Here is a 17,693-nt window from a genome sequence, read left to right as displayed (position 1 = left end):
GCGGGAAAAGGTGTCACCGTTTCTCGACGCTTCTACGGCGCCTGTTGCGTCGGTCGGGGAGCGGCTGTGGCCTTTCCTTCTCTCGAGGTGTAGCCGTCGTTCAGCGTGTGAAGAAAGGTGATGATGTCCTGAATGTCCTGATCGGTCAGCGCCGGCTTGTCGCCGACGTGGCGGTCGAAGGGCGCATCGGTCGTGTCCACGTTGGCGCGGTAGGCCGCAGGCAAGTCGTTGTATGGCGCGGGCTTGCCGTTGGCGTCGCGCGGATAGATCTTCTCCGGCGCCACCGCGCGCAGGTTGTAGAAGTCCAGTACCTGCTTGAGCGTATGGTAGATGCCGTTGTGGAAGAACACCTGGCGACGATCCACGTTGCGCAAGGTCGGCGTAACGAACATGCCGCAGTACTGGGTCTGCCTGGCCAAGTCCGTGCGGAAGGGGCCGCACAGGCCGAGGTCGTGGAAGTGCGGATCGCTGTTCATCGGCAGCGCGGGATTGCGTGGCACGCCCAGCGCCTCGTACTGGGTGTCGGTGAACAGCGGCGGCAGCCGATCGGGCGTGACCTTGCTCAGGTGGCAGGCGGCGCAATTGCCTTTCTGCGGATCGTTGAACAAGTCGAGGCCGCGCATTTCCGCGGCGCTCAGGCGCGCTTTGCCCTGCAGCCAGGCGTCGTACTTGCTGGTGAACGGGTGGAAAGAGGCGTCTTCCGTTTCGAACCGGCTGATCGCGAACATCGCCTCGGAGACCAGTTGATCAGGCTGCTTGAGGATGTCCTCACCGAACAGTTGTTGGAACTGTGCATGGTACGGGCTGGTGGCCAGTTTGGTGGCGACTTGCTCGATGCTGGTGTTGGCCATCTCGACCGGATTGAGCATCGGCACCAGCGCCTGGCGCTGGAACGAGGCGGCGCGGCCGTCCCAGAACAGTCCCCCCATCGGGACCATCGGCACGCTTGCCGGCGTGGCGCCGGCCGACTTCTGCGCGCGCGCGGTCTGGCCGGCGGCGCTGGCCAGGGTGTTGAGGTTGACCGGCGCTTCGACCTCGCCGGCGTCGGGCCCGATGCTGAAAGGCTGCTGCCGGTACAGGTAAGCCAGCGACAAGGGTGGGCGAAAGCCCAGCTGCCCCATGTGTGCCCCACCCGGCTGCAGCGTCTGTCCGTTAGGTGGGTTATAGCCGTGCGCCGGGTCATGGCACGAGGCGCACGACTGCCTGCCCGACGCCGACAACGCCGGATCGAAGAACATGCGTCGCCCGAGCCGCGCCACAACGCTCAGCGGGCGATCCGGCGGCAATCGCAGTTCGGCGGGGTGTGGATGGGTGCCACCGTCCACCACGGCGGTGTCGGACGCGGCCGGCGAGGCCTGCGCGTGGTTCACCCAGGCCAGGCTCAGCCCGGCGCTGCCAACGGCAGCCAGGCACAGTAACCAGCCGAACCACCGTCCGGAGGACGGATGGAAACGACGGACGGCGAACGCATCATGCACAGCGGAAACGTGTTTGATTCGGAAAAAAGCCATGATGATCGGGGGTCTCTACAACGACGACCGCTCCGCCTGGCAAGCCCGGCGAAGCGTTTGGTGGTGACGACGCTCGTCGGGCCGTGCGCAGACGCTCGGGATTGCGCACGACCGGACGGATCACCGCGGACTCAGTAGCGCCACGGCCTCGGCCAATGATCGCGGTCGTGACCATGTCCATGCCCATGACCCGGGTCGGAGGACGACACCTCGGTGCCGGTATCCGGATCCAGGAACAGCGGCTGGGTAGCGGAGGCGTGACCATGGCGGAAGTCGAACATGTCCATGATGCTGCCGGCGCTGGCGTCGTTCGAACCCGCGCCGATGCGCTCGCCATGCAGCCAGTTGTCCTCGATGAAGCGGACCACCGAGGACTGGGTCAGGCGGTTGCTCGCCACGTAGTTGCTGCGGGCGTACGGCGACAGCACCAGGAACGGAATGCGCGTACCCGGGCCGCAACGGCCGTTGACCATCTTGCCGTCGACGCCCTTGCCGGGCTTTGCCTGCCTGCTGGTGCAGATGCCGGCACCGTTGAGCTGGTCGGCGCCTGGATCGGCCGATGAGGTGGTCGGCGCCGCGTAGCGGTGGTCGTACCAGCCATCGGAATCGTCGTAGGTGACGATGATCGCGGTGTCCTTCCACTCCGGTTGGCTCTCGATGAAGTTCACCAGCTGCACCAGGTAGGCCTGTTCGTCGAGGGGATCGGAGTTGCCCGGATGCGCATCGCCAACGGCCGGCGACTTGATATAGCTCACCGCCGGAAAGTTGCCGCCCTTCACGGCGTTGTAGAAATCCTCGATGTCGTACGCGTGGTTCACCGGTGCATCGGAGCTGTCCTTTGGATCAGTGTGGCCGACGTAGTCCAGCGAGGTCGGACGCTCGTGGGTCGGGTTGGCGGTGGATGCGTAGTACTGGAACCATGCATGGTGCGGGACGTAGTCGGTCTTGCTGCCGCCCAGCACGTCCGAATAGGTGCTGCGGGTGCAGCCGGTGCTGCCGTTGTCGTTCATCGCGGTCAGGTCGAAGCCGCCCATGAAACTGCCCCAGCTGATGTGGCGGGCGTTGAGCAGGTCGCCGATGTTCTTCGAGGTCATCTCCACCGATTGGCGCGCATTGGAGCACGCGTCGTAGGCCGGGTCGGGATCGCCGGTCACGGTGTAGCCGCCCTGGCCGTCGGGTGTCACGCCGCTCGGCGTGGCTCCGTCCGGAACGATCGCACCGGCGATGGTGCCGGAGACGACATGCAGCGCACCCGGCGTCGACGGACCAAAGGTGTCGGTGTAGGCGTTGTCGTTCATCGCGAAACGCTGCGCGTAATTCCACAGTGCGGTGACCGTGTTGCCGTCGTAGTAGCCCATCACCAGTCCGTGGGTACCGAAGGTGCCGGTGCTGCTGACGGTGTTGTTGCCGGTATACAGCGGGAAGAGGTCGGCCTTGCCATTGTCGTAGGCCTGCTGTTCCGCCGTGTAGCCGTGGTTCTGGCCTTCGGTATTGGCCTGGGTGCGATCCAGGCGGAACGGGTTGACCGCGTTCACGCCATTGGCCGGGTTGAGCCTGTTGGGGTTCGCATGGAGCAGGTGGGCATCCAGGCCTTCGACCTGCGGCGTGAAAGGCTTGGCGTGGAACGGCGGCTCGCCGTCCGGGTTGGCCGCATGCGGATAGGTGGCGAAGTAGTGATCGAACGAGCGGTTCTCGTCGAAGATCACCACCAGGTGCTTGATCGGCGTGGCGGTCCGGATATCGCCATGTGGCGAGCCCCATCCGGACGAAGAGGTCGGGTTGCCGTCGCCGGCTGCCGCGCCGACATGGGCCGAGGCGGCAAAGGCGAAGCTCATGACGGCAATGGATGCCGGCAGGAGTGCCTTGCGGAACATCGAAAGACTGAGCATGAAAGATTCCTGGTAGAGAAGCGGGATGCCGGCCATGAAGGACCAAAGGTTCGTGGATTCCCCAAGCGGTGTCGGCGACGCGATCGGGCGCGTCCCTGAAGACCGCAACATTCAATCACCCGGATATGAACGTTCAGGGACAAACTGCCGATGGATTCGACACGATGTGCGACCGTGAGGCGTGGAGCGAACAGTTCAACGCTCGCTTCTGCGGCTGTTGCGGGAGAAGTTGCGCGCCAGCGAAGACGTCTCGCCTCATTCATCACGCTCTCGAAGGGCCTGCGGGATGACTTCGCGGGTAGAAAAAATGAAAAAGAGGATCAGCCAAGCGGGTCAGAGTGAGATGGCCCGGGTTTGACGGACACCTTTGAGCAGGGACAATCCCCTGGGAGGTGTCAGGTGGTCAGGCGTCAACGATTCAAGGCGGAGTTCAAGCGCGAAGCGATCAGGTTGCCGGATGCGGGCGAACAGCAGGGTTCGTCCAACCCGTCCGACAAAGCGTGATGGCCTCCGCCTCCTTTGAAGTGGAGAACGGAGGCATCTGGTCGGTTTGGCTACTCGATGATGTTGGCCTTGACGTGGTATACGCGGCCACCCCAGCCATCATTGGGAAACGCATCGGACACCTTGAGGTAAACCGGTTTCGCTCCGTTGCTGGCCGATGGCAGATACGGCGTCAGGTCGATGGTCTGGTCGGCCTTGTTCGAGCCGTCGGTGATCGGCTGGGTCTCCTGCAGCACGGTGGTCCAGTGCTGGTTGTCGGAACTGACCTGCACCAGGTATTCGGCATCGATGGTCAGGGTGACGTGCGCCGATGTGGTGTCGGCCGGGAGCGGGAAGCGGTAGGTGAAGTGCGCATTGCCGTCGGCGAAGCGATTCTGCACACCGTTGCTCTGCGATCCATCGGGATCCCACAACCACGGATTCTCATCGACCGTGCCGGTGTCGAAATCGATCGCATGCGCGACGAGCACATCGGCCTGGGTGGTGAAGTGCAACCCGGCCGCCATGACGTTGGCGGCGATCAGCTGGTGCCCGTCGGTGGCCGTGCCCGGTACGGTGACTGTCAGCGGAAGCGTGCTGTTGACCGGGGACGAGATGCCGTGAGGACGCAGGCGTAATTGCTTCGTTGCCGGCGAGACATTCCAGCCGGCGGGTGCCTGGATCGATGCGATGGTGTTGAGCGGCAACCATCCGGTGGCCGAGACGCCCAGTTCGAAGGCGATGGGCGTGGTGCTGGACGCCGCTGGCATGATCACCGGTTGTGCCGGCGAGAGGGTTGCAGCCAGCGATTCGCGCGGCATCCAGGTGGGCACGGCGCCGATCAGCGCGCTGAGGGCGCTGGCCTGGGTTCGCCAGTCGAACACATTGGGATGCTCGTCGCTGGTGGCACCGGACCAGCGTGTGCCGAGCCGGTTGGCCGCGTCGCGATCGTCGTTCCAGAGGGTGTCGGCCTGGGTGTCCAGGAACGCCGCGTAGTGCTGATCGTGGGTGGTGTCGACCAGATCGGTCCAGTAGCGCATGAAGATGCCCTTGAACTGCTTGCCGTTGTCGTCGCAGGTCTGGTCGAGGGCATCGCAACGTTCGGTCAGCGTGCCGTTGTCGTCGACCAGCCCGCCAGGAATGATCGCGGCATCCGCCAGCTGGCGCACGGTGGTGAGGATGTGCGGGTCGCGGGTGGCGCGCCAGAGTTCCAGGCCGGCACCGATCGCCATGCCCTGGTTGTAGCTCCACACGGTCTGCCCGTTGTTGGTGCAGGCGTCGGTGAGGCCGTCGTTGACCAGGCCGTCGGCGTTGATCATGCCGCTGCCGGTGAACCAGTCCCAGGCCGTGCGGGACCGCGCGAGCCACACATGGTCACCGCGGATCCGGTTGTGCAGTTCGGCGGTAAGCCGGATCCACAGTCCGTTGGTGACGGCGTTCTTGTAGGTGCGCTCGCCATTCCACCAGACGCCACCACCGCAGGTGCTGGTGTCCCAGTAGCCGTGCACGTAGTCGGCGATGGTCACCGCCATGTCCAGGTACTTGCGGTTGCCGGTCAGGTCGTAGGCTTGCAACCAGGTGAGGCCCCACCATTCGGAGTCATCGATGGCACGGCTGGTGAAGTTGCCGAGCAGGGGATCGCCAGACAGCACGCCGGCCGGAAACACGCCCTTGTCCTTCTCGAAGGTGTTGTCCAGTTGCGGGAGGTAGCGGCGATCGCCGGTGCGTTGCATGTAGTCGCCGATGGTTTGCAGGGCGACCGCCGAGTTCCACCAGCTGGAAGGGAACCAGGCCTTGGCGGGATCGTACGAGTTCATCAATACATCCGCCGCCACGCGGGAACGGGCGACCGCCGTCGAGCCGTCTGTTCGCGGATTGGCTGGTTGGGTATGTGCCACTGCCGTGGAAGCTAAGGCGAAGCCGATGGCCGTGGCCACAAGCGTGATCGTGAGGAGTTGCTTTCTTGCGCCTGCGCGGTCCAGGCGGCACCTGCTTAACAATTTCAATCGATCTAAATTCAGCGTGGACTTCGGCATCGGATTCATGATCGGAAGCTCTCCTCTGGGGACGCCCATGGAAGGGGATGACGGTATGTCATCCCCGAGGATCGACGGCTGGACCGTGGGCGGCAATCCGGCTCGGAATGTGCCCGCATGGCGCCGTCCCGAGGAACGAAAGAGGCAGCGGCTCGCGCGAGTCCGTCGAGTGTTGCAGAGCTGTTTTCCCGATTTTGAGAACCAGGTACGCGCGTTTGCCGCTGCATAGCAGCAAAAAAGCGGCGCGCATGCGCTCCATGTCCATCTCTTGCAAGAGGAAGCTGACGGCTGGAATGTGGGTGCGGCTCGGGGCGCCGGCTTCAAAACGGGGCCAGGTTCAGCGTGGGCTCGCCTTCGCGGTACATTCCTGGTCACTGCGCCTCGTCGGTGCCAACCTTCCACGCTTGTCGGAAAGTGAACGCGACTCCGTTTCACCCGAGGTCCCATTTATGAAGCAGAATTTCGCCGCAATCATCCTCGGTGGTACCGGGCAAGTCGGTGGCGCAGCCGTCGCGGAGCTGCTGGCCATTCCGGAATGCCGGGAAGTGGTGATGGTTACCAGAAAGCCCATCGAGGCACGATCGCGGGTGCGCAACGTCGTGCTCGATACCGGCGCCGCCGACTTTGCGGAGCGCACGGCCGCGGTTGCCCGCGAAGTTTCAAGCCAGGGTCCCGTCAGTGCCGTGAGCTGTGTGGGTGTCGGTTCCGGGTCGATGCGCTGGAGCGAAGAAGAACTGAAACGACTTGAACTCGGCGTCGTCGGTGCCTTTGCACGCGGCTGCCATGACGCCGGAATCGCCCAGTTTTGCCTGCTTTCCGCGGCGGGAAGCACAGCTCGCAGCCGGTTTCGCTATGTCCGGGTCATGGGCATGAAGGAAGACACCGTGCGCAGCATCGGTTTTACCCGCCTCGCCATCTTTCGCCCGGGCATCATTGTGGGCAACGCCCATACCCCGGCCTGGGTCGGTTGGTTGGGAAGCCTCGTACCCGGGCCGTTTGGCGGTATCGATCAGCGAATTCTCGGTCGCTCGATCGCCGCGGAGATCGCTTTGCACAGCCACGAGGCTGGTGAGGTTACCCGCGAAAATGCAGCGATGAAAAAAACTCGCTAAGCGGTTATAAAGTTGTCCGCACACCTCACACACTCGGCGAAGATCATCAATATTCGCCGTAGCGCCCCTGTACCGATTTCAGCAGCGCTTGCGTGTCGTAGCCGACGCCATCCTTGAACACGGTTTCGACGTTCTCGATATCGTTGATGTGTTGCGAAGGATCGCCCTTCACCACGACCAGGTCGGCGTCCTTGCCGGCGGCGATCGAGCCGATGCGGCCCTGCAGTCCGAGATAGAGCGCGCCGTTGTAGCTGGCGATGTGGATCGCCTGCTCGGGCGTGAAACCTTCCTCGACCAGCAGTTCCACTTCGCGCAGGTCGCCGAAGCCGGGGATGACGCCGCCGTTGCCGGTGGGATCGGGTCCGGCCAGCAGCAAGCCGCCTGCGGCGACGAACTCGCGTTCCATCGCCATGCCGTGCTGGAACGTGACGGCCCGCTTCTTCGCCTGGTCCGGCGGCTGCGCGTCCGTGCGCGCGCGCAGCAGAAGGTAATCGTGTTTCGCCTGCGGGCTGAGCGTGGCTATGGCCTGCGGCCGGAGCGGCGAGTGGTGCGGCACGCTCTGTTCGAACACCGGGAGCGTCGAGGTGACGGCAACGTGGCGTTCAACGAGATGGCGGATCAGGCCCTTGGCGTCGCTGCCTGCCGGGTTCATCGCATGGAGCGTGTCCTGGCCGTCGGATGCGGTGCACGTGTCCGGTGATTTGCCGGGATCGTGCTCGGTGTTGACGAAGAAACCGTGCTCGAGATTGTCGATGCCGATATCGGCGGCTTCGCGGTAGGTGACCGCGCACAGGTGGCCGGTCACCTTCAGCCCCAGGCGATGCGCCTCGTCCACCGCGGCCTTCAGTTCGGCTCGCGTGATGTTCATGTAGGCCTTGAACGAGGTCACGCCCTGTTTCGCCCAGAACGCCACCGTTTCCTTCGCATCTTCGGGGTCGCGGATGGGATGCATCTGGATGAAGTACGAACCGGAACCTTCCAGGTACGGCCCGGTCACGTCGATGTGCGGGCCGGGCAACTTGCCCGTGTCGATCGCGTGCTTGAGGTTGATATCGGTATACGGCTCGACGCTGCCGGTGGTGCGCAGGGTGGTGACGCCGTTGGCGAGATAAAGCCGGGGCGCCGAGAACGCCATTTCCGGCACGATCAACGGCTCATCGGTGTGCAGCTTCCCCTCCTGCACGTCGAGGTCGGGCCGAGCAATGTAGAACAGATGATCGTGCATGCCGATCAGGCCCGGAAACACGGTGTGTCCGGAAAGATCGATCCGTTTGGTGCCGTCGGGAATCGGCATGTCGGCGGCGCCCACGGCGGCGATCTTACCGTTCTCGATCAGGATGGTCCGGTTCGCGCGCGCGGGCGCGCCGGTGCCGTCGATCAAGCGTACGTGCATCAGTGCAACGACCGGCGCATTCACCTGCACGAATGGCTGCACCGTTTTTCCGGGGGCCGCTACCTGTGGCAATACGATGGGCGCGAGGTCCGTGGTCGAGGCGCAGGTTGCGCCCGCACAGATCGACAAGACTGCTGCAACCGCAATGGCAATCCCACGTCGCATGGCTATTCTCCCCAATCAGGCAATGTTGGCGTGAATGTATGGGTCCCACGATCGCCGTTTACTGTAGCACCGCAGTAAAAATCAAAAGGGGACGAGAGGGGAGTAAGCCTGGCCCCGTATCCGGGCCTTCCACGAAGGAGAGCGAGATGACCGAAACGCGCGGTTCGTGTTTTTGCGAAGCCGTGAAGTTCGTAGCGCACGCCGCACCCGATCGCGTGGGTCTGTGCCATTGCATGGATTGTCGTAGCCGGCATGGCGCACCGTTCAAGGCATTCGTCGTGTTCCGGGCTGGTGATATCGCGATTGACGGCAAGCTCGAGCCGATGCCTTCGCGTACAGGCCGTCGATACGCCTGTGCAAACTGCCACGTACAGATCTACTGGACCGACGAAGCCGGGCGAGAGATCGAGGTATCGCTGGGTAACTTCGATTCGCCGGGTCTGTTTACGCCCCAGTACGAAAGCTGGGTGGGTCGACGCGAGCCTTGGTTGAAGCCCCTGGACGTACCGCAGTATCCCGGCAACCGACCGGCGAGCTGAGATGTCGAGGCCGCCACACTGATTGAAACAAAACAGGATGAAGGCCGGTGTCGGGTGGAGCTGGACTCCATGGGTCACGTCACCTTTTCTTTTTTGCCACGCGCGGGACGCCAACACATGACTACGCCTTCAACGCCATCCGGAGCGATGCGGAACGACGGATCATCCATCCAGATCGGTGCTCTCGTTCCGCTGACCCGGCCTGGCTGGGTCGAGGCAGGCCAGCACCTGCTCGCCGGAATGGAGCTGGCCGTTCGCGAAATCAACGACGCTGGTGGAATCGTCGGAAGACCGCTCGAATTGGTGGTTCGAGACACCGCGGCCGATCCGCAGAGAGCCGTGGCGGCCGTGGATGAATTGGCTGGTCTGGGCGTGGTTGCCTTGGCGGGGGAATATCACAGCGTCGTCGCTCGCGCCGCCGCCACCAGGGCGGACGCCCTTGGCCTGCCGTTCCTCTGCTCGTCGGCGGTTATCGACGCGCTCACCGACAAGCCAACGCAGTGGGTCGCACGCCTCGCTCCGCCGCAGTCCCGCGGATGGCGGATCTACGCGGACTTCCTCCTCGGCGCGGGCCACCGTCGCATCGCCTTGGCCGCCGAACCGAGTGTCTACTGGGCGTCCGGCGCGCGCATCCTGCGGGACCACCTCGTTCCACGCGGCGGCACCGTGATCGACCTCGATGCGCGCGCTCTCGCTCCCACGGCCGTGTGCGACGCACTCGCCGACCATCGCGCGACGGTCCTCCTTCTGTTGGTCGGTTTTCCGGAGCCCGCAGTGTCGATCGTCAAGTGCGTCCGCCGCGACCCGCGTCTCGCCGAGCTCACGATGGGTGCCCCGGCCGGGCAACCGGAGTTTGCCGAATGGTCGAGGTTGCTGGGCGACGACGGTGCCGCGGTTTCGTTCTTGCGCTACCTGCCAGAGCGCCTTACGCCACTCGGTGCACGGGTCGAGACGGCCCTGCGCCACCAGCTTGGCGAAGCACCGTCCTTTGTCGCCTTTGAGGGTTATGACACGATCGCCGTACTCGCCGATGTGCTGCGTTCTCACGGCACGGAACGGGCGCACATGGCCGAATCCTGGGCGCGCGTTGCAGTCGAAGGCACGCGCGGGGAAATTCGGTTTTCCCACACGCCAGGCGTCGGCATCTGGCAATGGACTTCGACGCCCATCCAGGTCGTCGATCGCGATCCGGCGGAACCTGATCGCTTTCGGATTCTTCACGCCAGCGGTGGAAACCGGGACGCAGAGTAAAGAGAAGAAGGCGGGTTCACTCAATCCGGACATGGACTGACTTGAGTGCCTCCTGCGAAGCCTGACGCTGACTACCCGCCGGGTCGGGCTTCGATCTGCTGCTGTGAGCGCTTGGTCTCCCAAGCACGTGACTTCACTAGTAAGCTGACCGAAAGCCATTGGGGGAGCCAACCATGACGCGCATCTGCTTGCTCGCACTGCTGTTGTTCGCCGTTCCTCTCATGGTGCGCGAACCAGTAAAACTCCCGGCGGGCGCCGCCATCGACCACCATGTCGAAGCCCTCCTGCAGCACACGGGTGCCAAGGGCCTGGCCATCGCCGTCATCGACCGTGGCAAGGTGACCTACGTCAAGGCCTATGGCGACCGAAACGCCAAGGGCGACCCGTTGCGTACCGACACGATCATGTACGGCGCGTCGCTCACCAAGACGGTGTTTGCCTATACGGTGATGCGGCTGGTCGACCAACATCGCATGGACCTGGACACGCCGATCGCGGCGTACCTGGACAAGCCGCTCCCGGCATACGACACCGAGGCGATCTACAAAGGCAAGTACGGTCCGTACAAAGATCTTGCCGGCGACGAGCGCTGGAAGAAAATCACCCCGCGCATGGTGTTGACCCATTCGACCGGCTTCCTCAACTTCTATTGGCTCGAGCCCGACCAGAAACTGCGCATCCATTTCGAGCCGGGTTCGCGCTTCAGCTATTCGGGCGAGGGGATGATCCTGCTGCAGTTCGCGATCGAGAACGGTCGCAAGTCCAAAGGCCTCGGCGTTGACGTGGGTGATCTTGTGCGCACGAACGTGTTCGAACCGTTCGGCATGAAGCGCAGCTCGCTGATGTGGCGCGCCGACTTCGCCGGCAATCTCGCCGATGGCTGGAACGACAAGGGCGAGCCGAAGCCGCACGACGAGCGCTCGAAAGTGCGGGCCGCCGGCTCCATGGACACCACCATCGACGACCTTTCGAAGTTCGCCGCGGCCCTGGTGAGTGGCAAGGGCCTGTCACGCGCTGCGCGCTCGGAAATGATCAAGCCGCAACTGCACATCGGAACGCGTACGCAGTTCCCGCCGGTCCAACAGGATCTGCCCCCCAACCAGCAGCGCAAGGATCTGTATGCAGGTCTTGGCGTGGTCGTGTTCGACGGCCCGCAGGGACACGGCTTCTTCAAGGGCGGCCACGACGAGCAGACCGCCAACACGCTCATCTGCATCGAAACGCACGAGCGCTGTGTGCTGATTCTCGCCAACGACGTACGCGCCGAAGCCGGCTTCGCCGATCTAGTCCGCTTCATCCTCGGCGACACCGGCGTGCCTTACGAATGGGAATATGGCGACCAGGCGGGCAAGTCCTGATTACGGGAAGAGGGGGGACAGGTTGAGGCGGCCTGGTCTGCAACCGGTGTTGGGCAACGCCTCACCGTGCAGGTCAGGTAATGGCTCGTGAATTACTTCGGCGTGATCTCCATCGCGCGAGGGCAGGCAGTCGGCCATGCTTCGGTGGCACCGAAATGGGTGACGAAGAGTTCACCGCTGAGGCTGCCCTTGAGGTCGCGCGCGAACATCAGCGAACGCCCGCTGGGCGACCACAGCGCGCCGATTTCAGAACCTGTGACGTTGATGGCCTGATCGAGCTTCGTCCGCGGCGTCCATGCGTGATGGTGTAGCTGTGACATGTAGAGACCTCCGTCCGCCATCACGATCAGCGTGCGGCCATCCGGTGAGGGAAGCGGCTCGTATTCGTCGCCGGCGGTGTTCAGCGCCGGGCCCGCATTTTCGACATGCCAGACACCATGGCTGTCCGGCCGGGCACGCCAGATGTCGGTTTTCCCGAACCCGCCGGGACGGTCGGAGCCGAAGTACAGCCAGCCATCGCGCGCCAGTCGTGGAAACCATTCGTTGCCGGTGGAGCTGACTGGCGAAGGCAGGCGTTCGGGCTTCCCCCAATGGGTTGCATCGGTGCGCTCGACGCGCCAGATGTCCAGATCCTTGCGCTTGATGCCGTCGGTGGAGCGGGTGGAGATGAAGTACAGGCTGTGGCCATCCGGCGTGAACCACGGATCGGCTTCCACACCATCGCCGGCGAACGGCGCATCGTGCGGCGCGGTCCAGCCCGTAGGTCCGCAATGACTGGTCAGGATGCGCCAGCCGGAGAACGCCGGCGAGCTGCGTACAAAATAAAGATCGTCAATCAGCGGATCGAAGGCCGGGTGCGATTCGAACTGGTTCGACGAGATCGCACCCGGTGCCCAGCGTTGCGGCGGGGAGTGGGCGGAGAGCGCAGGTGACGAGGCAGCAGCTAGCGCCATCTGCAACAGGATGCCTGGCAACATGGATCACCCCTGTACCTTCGATCACGACGATGCGTGCCGGCAGGATAGGACAACCTGGCGGTGTGTTGCACCCTGCGATGAAAGCTCCCGAGATGGCACCTGGACGAGATCGGGTTCACTTGCTGGCGTTCGACTCGGCGCGAGGGGGCGATGAGCGACCTGGCGCCGCCTGTCGGCAGGCCCGGGGACCAGGTGAAGGCTCAGGCATTCGCCGCTCGCGTTTTGCTGGCGTGTGGGGAGCCCTCGCTTTCCGGCGGTCGGCGCGGTCGACGCCATGGCAGGAACATGGGCACGCTGCGTTGATAGTCGCGGTAGGTGTCGCCGAACTGGGCGACCAGATCGCGTTCCTCCAGAAACTTCACCGCGACCAGGATGTAGCCGGTCGTCATCAGCGCGAACAGCAAGTGGCCCAGGCTCATGCTTGGCGTGGACCAGAATGCGATAAGGAAGCCCAGCATGAGCGGGTGGCGCACGATGCGGTAGAACGCGCGGGTCACGAACGGCGTGTCGAGATACACATCCAGATGATGCACATGGCGCCACACCTGGCGCAGGCCGAACAGGTCGAAATGATTGATCAGGAACGTGCTGGCGAGGACCAGCAGCCAGCCCATGCCAGCAATGCCGTAAAGCAGCCAGCGCAGGGCCGGGCTGTCGACCTGCCAGATCGACAGCGGCAGCTCATGCCACTGCCAGAACAGCAGGGCGAGGAGGAGGCTGCTGATCAGTACATAGGTGCTGCGTTCAATGGCGCCGGGCACGAAGCGTTTCCACCAGCGTTTGAATGCGGGACGCGCCATGCCACTGTGTTGCACGGCAAACAGGCCCAGCAGCAACAGATCCACCAGCAGCGCGACCGCCATCGGCGCGGACCTCGCGTGATCGATGTGGCGTGGCACGCCGAGGCCGCTGACGAACGCGATGGCATAGAGGAAGGTCAGCAAAAATATCGTGTAGGACGCGGCACCGTAGAACAGGGCAAGCAGGCGTGACATGGCGTGAACCTCGGCGTGTAGCGTGAAGGTCGTCGCTCGCCGGCTTTCTGGCAGTGCTTCAAGCACAGCGTCCTTAATCAACAAGGCACAACCGGTGCGCGGATAACACGCATGCAGTGTGCGTACGACCGCGTGTGCAAGCCATGGGAACCTTGTCCCGGGCGATGCTGCGCGTCGGGCCCAGTCGGGACAAACGTCCCGCCATGACGTGATTCAGTGGATATCCGGCGGCGGGCGACGCGCCAGCACGATCGCCTCGGCACGGCTGCGTACGCCGATTTTCCGGTACAGGCTGGTGACGTGGTTGCGCACGGTCTTCTCGGAAATGCCGAGGTGCCAGGCAATCTGCGCGTTGCTGTGGCCTTCGCAAAGCAACCCCAGCGTGGTGCGCTCGCGTTCGGTCAGTGTCGCTGCGCCGGTGGTGGGGGCTCCTGCGCCGCGATGGCCACCGGTGAACTCCAGCACGGCATCCTGAAACTTTTGCCACGCCGGTTCGTGTTCCAGTAGCACGTGGTTGGGCGAATCCAGTTGCACGAAGGTAGCACCCAGAATCCGGCTGGCCAGCAGGCGACCCTGGGACACCGGTGCAATCTGGTCGTGGCTGGAGTGGAGGATGAGCGTGGGCACACGTACCTGTTCCAGCAAGTCGCGCACGTCCACATTGCCGCGTGCTTCGAGCAGTGCACGCGCATGGGTGGGCGAGGTGGTTTGTCGGCACAGTTCATTGAACCAGGCCACCTGTTCGTGGCTGCCTTGCGGCACGAAGCGCGAGGTGAACAACTGGCGGAACGACGGATTGCTGCTGCCCCAGCCCATGACCACCACCTCCATCACAGCGTGATAGAACTCGCGGCGTTGCGCGTCATCGCCAAGGTTGGCACCCACGGCGTAGCCGCCATACAGGATCAGATGGGAGACACGTTGCGGGTATCGCACTGCATAGCCGATCGCCGTGGCTGCTCCCTGGCTCATGCCGAGCAGGGCAAAGGGACGGTCGATGTCCGCGGCCGCCACCACGCTTTCCAGATCGCCGATCCAGCGCGCCAGGGACAAGTCGTCCGAACGCCAGTCGGACATGCCACAGCCGCGTTCGTCGTAGCGAACATAGCGGAAATTATCGCTGATGAAACGGGTCCAGTGCGACCAGATCGGGCTCTCGAGATCGTATTGCAGGTGGGTCAGCCAGGTCGCTGTTTTCACCAGGGTCGGGCCTTGCCCCATCTCGGCCCATGCCAGCTGGGTTTGGTCATCGGCGAGCACGTAGCGGATGCGCTGCTTCATGAGGCACTCCGTCGCGACGGTGGCGATGGCACAGCATAACGCTCCGTCGAGCCGACGGCGAAGCCGACTCATCGAGCGTGCCGAAGCCTCGGGCGCTGGGTACTTTCCGGTTTCATGCCGCCGTGGCGGCGATGGTCACAAGTGCTGAACGAAGCCGCGCGTCACCCGTCGGCACGCAGCGGGCCGCCATCTTCCGGCGAGGGACTGTGCTGGGGCTCGGGGGTGCGTGACATCGGCGTCTGGTCCGTCGTGCGGCCGCTCGGTTCAAGCTCACCGCGCCAGCGCGGCAAGGCGTCGGGATGGTTGGCCTGGACATAGGCGATGAGGCCCTCGCGCACGTGGCAGCGCAGGTCCCAACCGCGACCGGAGTCGGATGAACTGACCAAGGCGCGCAACTGCATGGTGTGTTCGTTGGCGTCGGTGACCTGTAGCACGCAGACGCGACGATCCCATTCCGGTGCGGCCTCGCACAGTCGATTCAACTCTTCGCGCAAGGGTGCCAGCGGCATGCGGTAATCCAGCATCAGGTAAACCGTGCCGATCAACTGCGAACTGCTGCGCGTCCAGTTCTGGAAGGGGTTCTCGATGAACCAGTTCAGCGGCACCACCAGCCGGCGTTCGTCCCAGATGCGCACGACGACGTAGCTGCCGGTGATCTCCTCGATGCGGCCCCATTCACCCTCGATGATCACCACGTCGTCCAGTCGGATCGGCTGGGTCAGGGCGATCTGCAGGCCGGCGATCAGGTTGCTCAATACCGGTTTGGCAGCCAGTCCGATCGCTAGCCCGGCCACGCCGGCGGAAGCAAGCAGGCTGGCGCCGAGCTGGCGCACACCGGGAATCGTCAACAGGATGATCGAAGCGCCGATAAAGACCACGATGACATCGGCAATGCGTCCGACCACGCGCACCTGGGTCACGACCCGGCGCGCCTGCAGGTTGTCCGCCACGTCCATGGGATAGCGTCGCAGTGTCGCGCCCTCGAACGCACCGATGCAGCGCACCACCAGCCACGTGCCGACTGCCAGCAAGGCGATCAGCAGAAGGTGCTGCAGCAGGGCGAACGTGGCTGAGTGGGTCGACGGCCAGGTGCGCAAGGCAATCGTGAGCGTCAGCAATGGCATCAGCCATTCCATCGGCGCGCTCGCGCGGCCCATGATGTCCGCTGCCACCGGATGCCCCTTCGCCAGGCGCCGCAGCAATGCATGAGCCGCGGTGCGAAGCATCAACGCCAGCAACAATCCGAGGATCACCGCCAAGCCAAGTCGCATCCAGGTGTCGTGCTGCAACAGCGTGGAAAACTCATCCATCATGCGATTCAGTCTGTCGCAGCCGATGTGGACAGCCCACGGTTCACATCAACGGAACATCCCAAGCAGCCATAGCACGAGGATGATAACGAGGATCAGGCCGATGCCGCCGGTTGGGCGGTAGCCCCATGATCGGCTGTAGCCCCATGTTGGCAGCGCACCGATCAGCAACAGCACCAGCACAATGACGATCAACAATGAGAGCGACATGTTCGTTTTCCTTTTGAAGGGATTCGGGGCCAGTCACGGATGACGGCCTACCCACGCCGTTGCACGCGACGGCTGTACCATCGCAGCCTGCCGGTGCACGGGCCGTCAATGCCTGAAAATCGCCACCCGAAACGGGAAAACGGGGGGAGGAGGAGCGCGCTTTCCCCGGCATTCTCGCCAGCGCCATGCCACCCGTTGCACCCCCGACGCTTGTTCTTGAACACTCGGCGCTCAGAAGGGGTGTTGCCGGTAAAATTGCGTGAGCTGCCGATATACCTCGGGCAAATGCTGGCGCAACGTGGCCGGTGCTTCGAAAAACTGCTCACTGGCAACCGCAAAGAACTCGGCCGGGCTTTCAAGCCCATACGGATCCATCGGCAAGTCGACGCCGTTGCGTTGCTCATCCTGAAGTCGATCCCAGGTGCTCGAGAAGACCTGCCACCACACGTGGCGATCCATCCGCCGGTGCAGTGGGGGGAAACCGTTGGCGTCGCCATTGAGCATGTCGAGTTTGTGGGCCATTTCGTGGATGACCACGTTGTGCCCGGGCTTCGTTCCGATAGCCAGCACATTCGCCCACGACAGGATCACCGGCCCACGTCCCCATGCCTCCCCGGCCAACACGGAGTTGTTCTGATGAACCACTCCCGCTGCGTCGATTTGTGTGCGGCGTGGAATGAATGCATCGGGGTACACGATGATGCTGTGCCAACCGTCGTACCAGTCGAGACCCAGTTTCAGGATGGGTATGCAGGCGTGGGCCGCGAGCAAAACGCGGTCGGCGTCATCGAGATGCAACCCCTTGACCGGCTCCAGCGACTTGCGGTCAAGGAACAACGTCGCCAGCACGCGCAACGTAGCCTGATCGGAAGCGCCCAGCCGACGCGCGGGGGCACAGCGCTGGAGCGCATCCCGCCAGAGCGGTTCGGCGATCGGGTGCCGGGCGACGATGCGCCTTATGCGCCAATTTCTGATGGTCTTGAACATGGCCACATGCAGGAGGAGGGAGGGCGCATCGGGACAGCGCCCTTGAGGCAGGCACTTTTTGGCAGGCCTGGATGGTGTCCGATATGGGGACGCCGGATGCCACGCCAACCCGGACCCGCTCTCGGCAGGCGCACATCAAAACGTGGGCAAACGCCGGACACCGGGTCTTTTCTTACCCGGTTCCATCACGGCAAGC

The 17,693-nt window shown here is 63.8% G+C and carries 14 protein-coding genes; 4 read left to right on the top strand and 10 right to left on the bottom strand.

The genetic code is table 11. The features are described from left to right. Positions 1-32: 32 nt before the first annotated feature. From ACPPVV_RS12000 to ACPPVV_RS11990, 3 genes are all read right to left on the bottom strand, one after another. Entirely contained in the window at positions 33-1,511 is a 1,479-nt protein-coding gene (locus tag ACPPVV_RS12000) for a cytochrome-c peroxidase (RefSeq protein ID WP_426700121.1), read from the bottom strand. A 131-nt stretch (positions 1,512-1,642) separates the two neighbouring features. Then, positions 1,643-3,400 carry a phospholipase C gene (locus ACPPVV_RS11995; protein ID WP_426700120.1) on the bottom strand — a complete coding sequence of 586 codons (1,758 nt, stop codon included), beginning with the start codon at positions 3,398-3,400 and terminating at the stop codon, positions 1,643-1,645. A gap of 554 nt (positions 3,401-3,954) precedes the next feature. Further along, complete coding sequence (locus tag ACPPVV_RS11990) at positions 3,955-5,700, bottom strand: glycoside hydrolase family 76 protein (RefSeq protein ID WP_426700119.1); 1,746 nt, start codon at positions 5,698-5,700, stop codon at positions 3,955-3,957. 668 nt (positions 5,701-6,368) lie between these two features. Between ACPPVV_RS11990 and ACPPVV_RS11985 the strand changes: the two genes are divergently transcribed. After that, on the top strand, positions 6,369-7,031 hold the full coding sequence (locus ACPPVV_RS11985) for a hypothetical protein (RefSeq protein WP_426700118.1): 663 nt from the start codon (positions 6,369-6,371) through the stop codon (positions 7,029-7,031). A gap of 46 nt (positions 7,032-7,077) precedes the next feature. Here the strand turns inward: ACPPVV_RS11985 and ACPPVV_RS11980 are convergent, their stop codons facing one another. After that, positions 7,078-8,466, bottom strand: a complete 1,389-nt coding sequence (locus ACPPVV_RS11980) for an amidohydrolase family protein (protein ID WP_426700117.1) — start codon at positions 8,464-8,466, stop codon at positions 7,078-7,080. 269 nt (positions 8,467-8,735) lie between these two features. On the opposite strand from ACPPVV_RS11980, the gene ACPPVV_RS11975 reads away from it, so the two are divergent. The 3 genes from ACPPVV_RS11975 to ACPPVV_RS11965 all read left to right on the top strand — a co-directional run bounded on the left by ACPPVV_RS11975 (position 8,736) and on the right by ACPPVV_RS11965 (position 11,737). Further along, positions 8,736-9,128, top strand: a complete 393-nt coding sequence (locus ACPPVV_RS11975) for a GFA family protein (protein WP_426700116.1) — start codon at positions 8,736-8,738, stop codon at positions 9,126-9,128. 69 nt (positions 9,129-9,197) lie between these two features. Next, on the top strand, positions 9,198-10,379 hold the full coding sequence (locus ACPPVV_RS11970) for an ABC transporter substrate-binding protein (RefSeq protein ID WP_426700115.1): 1,182 nt from the start codon (positions 9,198-9,200) through the stop codon (positions 10,377-10,379). A gap of 173 nt (positions 10,380-10,552) precedes the next feature. Further along, on the top strand, positions 10,553-11,737 hold the full coding sequence (locus ACPPVV_RS11965; protein WP_426700114.1) for a serine hydrolase domain-containing protein: 1,185 nt from the start codon (positions 10,553-10,555) through the stop codon (positions 11,735-11,737). A 92-nt stretch (positions 11,738-11,829) separates the two neighbouring features. On the opposite strand, the gene ACPPVV_RS11960 is transcribed toward ACPPVV_RS11965, so the two are convergent. From ACPPVV_RS11960 to ACPPVV_RS11935, 6 genes are all read right to left on the bottom strand, one after another. Next, on the bottom strand, positions 11,830-12,714 hold the full coding sequence (locus ACPPVV_RS11960) for a TolB family protein (RefSeq protein WP_426700113.1): 885 nt from the start codon (positions 12,712-12,714) through the stop codon (positions 11,830-11,832). 200 nt (positions 12,715-12,914) lie between these two features. Further along, the gene (gene mddA / locus ACPPVV_RS11955; RefSeq protein WP_426700112.1) at positions 12,915-13,709 is read right to left on the bottom strand and encodes a methanethiol S-methyltransferase; all 795 of its coding nucleotides are present in this window, start codon (positions 13,707-13,709) and stop codon (positions 12,915-12,917) included. Between the two features lie 213 nt (positions 13,710-13,922). Continuing rightward, positions 13,923-14,990 (bottom strand): alpha/beta fold hydrolase, encoded by a 1,068-nt coding sequence (locus ACPPVV_RS11950; RefSeq protein WP_426700111.1) that lies wholly within the window; start codon positions 14,988-14,990, stop codon positions 13,923-13,925. Positions 14,991-15,151: 161 nt separating this feature from the next. Continuing rightward, entirely contained in the window at positions 15,152-16,300 is a 1,149-nt protein-coding gene (locus ACPPVV_RS11945; RefSeq protein ID WP_426700110.1) for a mechanosensitive ion channel family protein, read from the bottom strand. A 48-nt stretch (positions 16,301-16,348) separates the two neighbouring features. Next, positions 16,349-16,510, bottom strand: a complete 162-nt coding sequence (locus tag ACPPVV_RS11940) for a DUF3309 family protein (protein ID WP_426700109.1) — start codon at positions 16,508-16,510, stop codon at positions 16,349-16,351. Positions 16,511-16,741: 231 nt separating this feature from the next. Then, entirely contained in the window at positions 16,742-17,497 is a 756-nt protein-coding gene (locus ACPPVV_RS11935) for a zinc-dependent peptidase (RefSeq protein ID WP_426700108.1), read from the bottom strand. Positions 17,498-17,693: the final 196 nt, after the last annotated feature.

Origin of the sequence: Rhodanobacter sp. Col0626, from assembly GCF_049994385.1 — a bacterium.
Taxonomy (GTDB): Bacteria; Pseudomonadota; Gammaproteobacteria; order Xanthomonadales; family Rhodanobacteraceae; genus Rhodanobacter.
The sequence above is the reverse complement of the archived record's forward strand: the minus strand, read 5'-3'. Positions and strand labels throughout refer to the sequence as shown.

Bases quoted from the DNA above. Each gene is read 5' to 3' on its own strand.
- ACPPVV_RS12000 (WP_426700121.1), bottom strand. From the start codon at position 1,511: ATGGCTTTTTTCCGAATCAAACACGTTTCCGCTGTGCATGATGCGTTC.
- ACPPVV_RS11995 (WP_426700120.1), bottom strand. From the start codon at position 3,400: ATGCTCAGTCTTTCGATGTTCCGCAAGGCACTCCTGCCGGCATCCATT.
- ACPPVV_RS11990 (WP_426700119.1), bottom strand. From the start codon at position 5,700: ATGAACTCGTACGATCCCGCCAAGGCCTGGTTCCCTTCCAGCTGGTGG.
- ACPPVV_RS11985 (WP_426700118.1), top strand. From the start codon at position 6,369: ATGAAGCAGAATTTCGCCGCAATCATCCTCGGTGGTACCGGGCAAGTC.
- ACPPVV_RS11975 (WP_426700116.1), top strand. From the start codon at position 8,736: ATGACCGAAACGCGCGGTTCGTGTTTTTGCGAAGCCGTGAAGTTCGTA.
- ACPPVV_RS11970 (WP_426700115.1), top strand. From the start codon at position 9,198: ATGGGTCACGTCACCTTTTCTTTTTTGCCACGCGCGGGACGCCAACAC.
- ACPPVV_RS11965 (WP_426700114.1), top strand. From the start codon at position 10,553: ATGACGCGCATCTGCTTGCTCGCACTGCTGTTGTTCGCCGTTCCTCTC.
- ACPPVV_RS11960 (WP_426700113.1), bottom strand. From the start codon at position 12,714: ATGTTGCCAGGCATCCTGTTGCAGATGGCGCTAGCTGCTGCCTCGTCA.
- mddA (WP_426700112.1), bottom strand. From the start codon at position 13,709: ATGTCACGCCTGCTTGCCCTGTTCTACGGTGCCGCGTCCTACACGATA.
- ACPPVV_RS11950 (WP_426700111.1), bottom strand. From the start codon at position 14,990: ATGAAGCAGCGCATCCGCTACGTGCTCGCCGATGACCAAACCCAGCTG.
- ACPPVV_RS11945 (WP_426700110.1), bottom strand. From the start codon at position 16,300: ATGGATGAGTTTTCCACGCTGTTGCAGCACGACACCTGGATGCGACTT.
- ACPPVV_RS11940 (WP_426700109.1), bottom strand. From the start codon at position 16,510: ATGTCGCTCTCATTGTTGATCGTCATTGTGCTGGTGCTGTTGCTGATC.
- ACPPVV_RS11935 (WP_426700108.1), bottom strand. From the start codon at position 17,497: ATGTTCAAGACCATCAGAAATTGGCGCATAAGGCGCATCGTCGCCCGG.